Consider the following 5,371-nt stretch of genomic DNA (forward strand, 5'->3'; position numbering starts at 1 on the left):
GACCCGAACAGCGCCCGCTCCCGCTCCACCAGCAACGGCAACGCCTCCGACGCCGTCACCAACTCCCGCAGCGGATACCGCGACAGCACCGCGTCCATCTCCGGCCCGAAGGCCGCCGCCAGGCGCACGGCGGACGGCAGCGAGTCGTCGAGCATCGTCTTGGCGGCCGTCAGTACCGTCGCCCGGCCCTCGTTGGCCGGCACCCCCGCTGCCACCCGGCGATACAGTTCGGCGCCCTCCTCCAGGACCAGGCCGGTGTCGATCCCGGCCGGCACCTTGATGCGGGCGGTGTGGCGCCAGGTGGCCACCGGGTCGCTCCAGGCCTCGACGTGATACGTCCAGCGGCCCACCGCGTCCGGTGTGACGTCGGCGCCCCAGCGGTCGGAGCCGGGCGCCAGCTCCCGCATGGGCGTCCAGGGGCCCGGTCGGCCCTCGGGGTCCGTCAGGACGACGTTCGCGGCGACCGCGTCATGGCCCTCGCGGAACACGGTGGCGGTGACCTGGAAGGTTTCCCCCGCGACCGCCTTGGCGGGGTGCCTGCCGCACTCCACGGCCGGACGGACGCCGAGGACGGGAATGCGGCCGATGGCCGGAGTCGGACTCATGGGATGACACCTCCGCCATGCTCGTGGCCGGGCACGCAGCCCGGCCGGTGGTTTCAGAACTGCGCCGGAAGGGGCTCCGCCTGCCTCCCGGGTCTATCTCCCCGCCGGGGAACGCCTCCGCCGCCACGGCGGACCTCGCCGCCGGGTACCGCTCCGCCCGACCCGTCCGGTCTGTTCCCGCAGGTAGGTGACCATGCCGGTGCGCAGATAGCGTTCGGCGGCGTCGGCGGCCTCGCGTGCGCACCGCTTGCCCATCAGGACGCAGAGGGTGTAGCCCGAGTCCTCGAAGGTGGCCCGCACCATACGGTCGGCGGGAGCCGCGAGCATCGCTCGTTCCCAGGCCCGGTACCGCTGCAGTTGCCGGGCCACCTCGGCTTTGGCGGGGAGCAGCATGGCGCAGATTCACCTCCGGATCGCGGCCGCGACACACGGACGGGGCCTTCACACATGGTGCATGCACGATGACTCAGCGTCTTGTTGGATCTTCAACCACCTCGGATGTGCCACACCCGTCTCGGATGTGCGCTCGTGTTGCACGAATGGCGTAGCGCTCCCACTCTTGAGGTGACTCAGAAGCGATCAACGCTCACGCTTCGTATTCGGGGCTAGTCCCGCAGGGACGAGAAGGAGCGCGAGCTTCGCAGGTGAGGAGCCAACGACGATGAAGACCGCAAGTGCCTGCTACTACCACCTCGATGTGGAAGTCAGCCCGGAACGCGTCGGACAGGTCAGGCGCATCCTGGCAGCTCACCTCAGGTTCTGGGACCTCGAAAACCTCGTCGAGCCGGTCTGCGGCGGCGCCGAGATGCTGCTGAAGGCGATCGACGAACACGCGACGGACAAGAACACGTCGATCGAGATGTGGTGGAACGGCCAGCACCTCATCACCGCCGTGGGGGACAACGACCGCGATCTGCGCCCCGACCAGGATCTGCGCGCCTGCCTGGAACGGCTCGCCGCCACCAGCGACGGCTGGGGCTGCTGCGCCACGGACACCGGCAGCAAGGTCATCTGGTTCTCCCAGCGCGCCCGCGCCGGCGCACGCGTCCCGCTGGTGCCCACAGCCCCCGCGCCGAGCCTGCGGGAGGTCCTCCAGGTGCCCCGCGAGGTGCCGGCCGCGGCCCTCGCCGGCTCCGTGCGCACGGCGGACGACGTCCTGGAGGACGCACGGTGACCGCGAAGCGGAAGCGGAAGGCAGGGGTGCACGCGTGGAGCGGGCACCCCTACCCGTTGGGTGCCGCCTTCGACGGGAAGGGCACCAACTTCGCGCTCTTCAGCGAAGTCGCCGAACGCGTCGAGCTGATCCTGGTCGACGACGACGGCACCCACCGGAAGGTCCCGCTGACCGAGGTCGACGGCTTCGTCTGGCACGGCTATCTCCCCGGCGTCGGCCCCGGCCAGCGCTACGGCTACCGGGTGCACGGCCCCTGGGCCCCCGCCGCGGGCCACCGGTGCAATCCGAAGAAGCTGCTCCTCGACCCGTACACCAGGGCCGTGGACGGACAGGTCGACAACCACGCCTCCCTCTTCGAGCGGGCGCCGAACGGACCCTCCCCGGCCGACAGCGCCGGACACACCATGCTCGGCGTGGTGACCGACCCGGCCTTCGACTGGGACGACGACAGCCCGCCGCAGCGGCCGTACGCCGACACCGTGATCTACGAGGCCCACGTCCGGGGACTCACCCGCACCCACCCCGACGTGCCCCCCGACCTGCGCGGCACCTACGCCGGGCTCGCCCACCCCGCGATCGTCGAACACCTCACCTCCCTCGGCGTGACCGCCGTGGAGCTGATGCCGGTGCACCAGTTCGTGCAGGACGGCGTGCTCAGCGACCGCGGCCTGTCGAACTACTGGGGCTACAACACCATCGGCTTCTTCGCCCCGCACAACGCCTACGCCGCCCACGGCACCCGCGGTCAGCAGGTCACCGAGTTCAAGGCGATGGTGAAGGCGCTGCACGCGGCCGGCCTCGAAGTGATCCTGGACGTCGTCTACAACCACACCGCCGAGGGCAACGAGAAGGGCCCCACCCTCTCCTTCCGCGGCATCGACAACGCCTCGTACTACCGTCTGGTGGACGGCGACTGGACCCACTACTACGACACCACCGGCACCGGCAACAGCCTGCTGATGCGGCACCCCTACGTGCTTCAGCTGATCATGGACTCGCTGCGGTACTGGGTCACGGAGATGCACGTTGACGGCTTCCGCTTCGACCTCGCGGCCACGCTGGCCCGGCAGTTCCACGAGGTGGACCGGCTGTCGGCGTTCTTCGACCTGATCCAGCAGGACCCGGTGATCAGCCGCGTCAAGCTGATCGCCGAGCCCTGGGACGTGGGGGAGGGCGGCTACCAGGTCGGCAACTTCCCGCCGCTCTGGTCGGAGTGGAACGGCAAGTACCGCGATGCCGTACGGGACTTCTGGCGCGGTGGGGAACACACGCTGGGCGAGTTCGCCTCACGGCTGACCGGCTCGTCCGACCTGTACCAGCACAGCAGACGCCGGCCGCGCGCCAGCGTCAACTTCGTGACCGCACATGACGGGTTCACACTGCGCGACCTCGTCTCGTACAACGACAAGCACAACGAGGCCAACGGCGAGGGCAACCGCGACGGTGAGAGCACGAACCGGTCCTGGAACTGCGGTGTCGAGGGCGAGACACGCGCCCCGGCCGTGCGGGAACTGCGCGCCCGCCAGCAGCGCAACTTCCTGGCCACGCTACTGCTGTCCCAGGGCATCCCGATGCTCTGCCACGGCGACGAACTGGGCCGCACTCAGCGCGGCAACAACAACGCCTACTGCCAGGACAACGAAGTCTCCTGGATCGACTGGCGGTTGACCGAGGAGCAGCGGGACCTGCTGGACTTCACCCGGTACGTCATCGGTCTGCGCGCCGCCCACCCCGTACTGCGCCGCCGCCGGTTCTTCCGCGGCGAGACCGTCACCCACGCCGGCCAGCCGGTGCCCGACCTGGTGTGGCTGCTGCCGGACGCGCAGGCGATGACGGACGCGGACTGGCGGCGCTCCGACGCGCACTGCGTCGGTGTGTTCCTCAACGGAGACGCCATCGCCGAACCCGACCCGTGCGGCCGGCCCGTCGTGGACGACTCGTTCCTGCTGCTGCTCAACAGCTACTGGGAACCGGTCGACTTCCAGTTGCCGGACGTCACCTACGGCGAGCGCTGGACGACTCTGATCGACACCGCCCAGCCGGGCGCCCCCGACGAGTCGGAGCACAAGGCGGGCACCGGGATGACCGTCCAGGCACGCAGCCTGGTCCTGCTGTCGCGGCCCTCCCGCTCGGCCGGCTGAGGACCAGGGCCTGTCCGGCGGATCATGCCGGCGTCGCGGGGTCTGGCACGCCCATCGAGGTGTGCCGTTTCTTGCAGCCAGCCTGACCCGCCGGACAGGCCCTAGCGCATCAGCGGACCCGCTGCGAGGTCACCGTGAACTGGGCGCCGTCGGCGTCGCGCAGCACGGCCTCCTCGGCGTTCTCCGACAGCACGCTGCCGCCGTTCAGCTCCGCGGCCCGGGCGCAGGCCGCGACGTCCGTGACCGCGAAGTGGACCTGCCAGTGCGGCCGGATCGTGGGGTCCGGGGCCGTCCCCAGCGCCCCCGACTCGATGCGGGCCACGACATCGCCACCGCTGCGCAGTACGACCTCGCCGCCCTCGTAGTGGACCTCGCAGCAGCCCGGGCGGTCCGAGGCCCAGTCGAGGATCTCGCCGTAGAAGATGGCGGAGTCGAAGGCGTCGCGGGTGTGCAGCCGGATGAAGGTCGGTGCCGAGCGGCGCCAGGTCTCCCAGTTGCCGACCAGTTCGCCCTCCCAGATCCCGAAGGTGGCGCCGTCCCGGTCGGCCAACAGCGCCGCACGCCCGGGCGGGAAGGAGATCGGGCCCACCGCCACCGTGCCGCCGCGCTCCTGCGCGCGGGCCACGGCCTCGTCCGCGCTGGGCACGGCGAAGTAGGGCGTCCACGCCACGGCCATCTGCCACATCGTGGCGACCCCGGCGATCCCGGCGACCGGTGTGCCGCCCGCCAGAGCCACCCGGAAGCGGTCGCCGAGCTTGGCCGTGCGCCAGCGCCAGCCCAGCACCGCCGAGTAGAACGATTCGGTGGCCTCGAGATCGCGGCTGGTCAGGCTCACCCAGCAGGGCGCGCCGAACACGGAATGGGTGGAGACGACGTCCGTCGCGCCACGGGAGAGTGTCGTGTCTTTGTTCATCGCAGTCGCGTCCTGGTCTCGTTGACCGGCAGCCCACCGGTGGTCGTCCCAGTGTCCAACCGGAACCGTTCCGGGCGCCTGCCGAGTACCCAGGCGTAGAGTCGGAAACGGCAGATCGGCGCAACCGACCGGAGGTGCTCATGCCCACCGACGGGGGCTCGGAGCGGATCTTCGAGCTGCAGGAAGAGGTCGATCAACTCAAGGAAGCGGTCGCCTCGCATGCTGTCGTGGACCAGGCGATCGGCATGATCGTCGCGCTCGGCCGGGTGACTCCGGGCGAGGGATGGAAGATCCTCAAAGACATCTCCCAGCACACGAACATCAAGCTGCGCAATGTCGCGGAACTCATTCTGATCTGGGGCCGCAGCGGCGTCATGCCGCCGGAGATCAGGGTGGAACTGGAAGAGGGTCTGGACTGCTACGGCCCCACGGAGATTCCCGGCGCACCGCCGGAGCGGTGAGCCGGGAACGGTGTGCGTCGAGGCCCGCGGACACGGTCAGCGGGCCTCGACGTGGTGTTCCTCGTGCAGCCGGGCGC

At 70.3% G+C, this 5,371-nt stretch carries 6 protein-coding genes; 3 read left to right on the forward strand and 3 right to left on the reverse strand.

Features of this window, described 5'->3' with window-relative positions; all coding sequences use genetic code 11:
* Both AB0I98_RS31600 and AB0I98_RS31605 read right to left on the reverse strand, forming a co-directional pair.
* Nucleotides 1-605, reverse strand: a 605-nt coding sequence (locus tag AB0I98_RS31600; RefSeq protein ID WP_362947951.1) for a maltotransferase domain-containing protein, incomplete at its 3' end; no start/stop codon positions are given.
* A gap of 93 nt (nucleotides 606-698) precedes the next feature.
* The gene (locus tag AB0I98_RS31605) at nucleotides 699-998 is read right to left on the reverse strand and encodes a DUF5133 domain-containing protein (protein ID WP_362947953.1); all 300 of its coding nucleotides are present in this window, start codon (nucleotides 996-998) and stop codon (nucleotides 699-701) included.
* Between the two features lie 268 nt (nucleotides 999-1,266).
* Between AB0I98_RS31605 and AB0I98_RS31610 the strand changes: the two genes are divergently transcribed.
* Both AB0I98_RS31610 and glgX read left to right on the forward strand, forming a co-directional pair.
* Nucleotides 1,267-1,779 carry a pep a2 gene (locus tag AB0I98_RS31610; RefSeq protein ID WP_328370763.1) on the forward strand — a complete coding sequence of 171 codons (513 nt, stop codon included), beginning with the start codon at nucleotides 1,267-1,269 and terminating at the stop codon, nucleotides 1,777-1,779.
* Nucleotides 1,776-3,920 carry a glycogen debranching protein GlgX gene (gene glgX / locus AB0I98_RS31615; protein ID WP_362947954.1) on the forward strand — a complete coding sequence of 715 codons (2,145 nt, stop codon included), beginning with the start codon at nucleotides 1,776-1,778 and terminating at the stop codon, nucleotides 3,918-3,920. The genes AB0I98_RS31610 and glgX overlap by 4 nt, the downstream gene beginning before the upstream one ends.
* 109 nt (nucleotides 3,921-4,029) lie before the next feature.
* On the opposite strand, the gene AB0I98_RS31620 is transcribed toward glgX, so the two are convergent.
* Complete coding sequence (locus AB0I98_RS31620) at nucleotides 4,030-4,833, reverse strand: VOC family protein (protein ID WP_362947956.1); 804 nt, start codon at nucleotides 4,831-4,833, stop codon at nucleotides 4,030-4,032.
* A 140-nt stretch (nucleotides 4,834-4,973) separates the two neighbouring features.
* Here AB0I98_RS31620 and AB0I98_RS31625 point away from each other — a divergent pair, with 140 nt between their 5' ends.
* Nucleotides 4,974-5,294 carry an ANTAR domain-containing protein gene (locus AB0I98_RS31625; protein ID WP_362947957.1) on the forward strand — a complete coding sequence of 107 codons (321 nt, stop codon included), beginning with the start codon at nucleotides 4,974-4,976 and terminating at the stop codon, nucleotides 5,292-5,294.
* The last annotated feature ends 77 nt before the right edge of the window (nucleotides 5,295-5,371 follow it).

Source organism: Streptomyces sp. NPDC050211, assembly GCF_040656035.1.
Classification (GTDB): domain Bacteria; phylum Actinomycetota; class Actinomycetes; order Streptomycetales; family Streptomycetaceae; genus Streptomyces.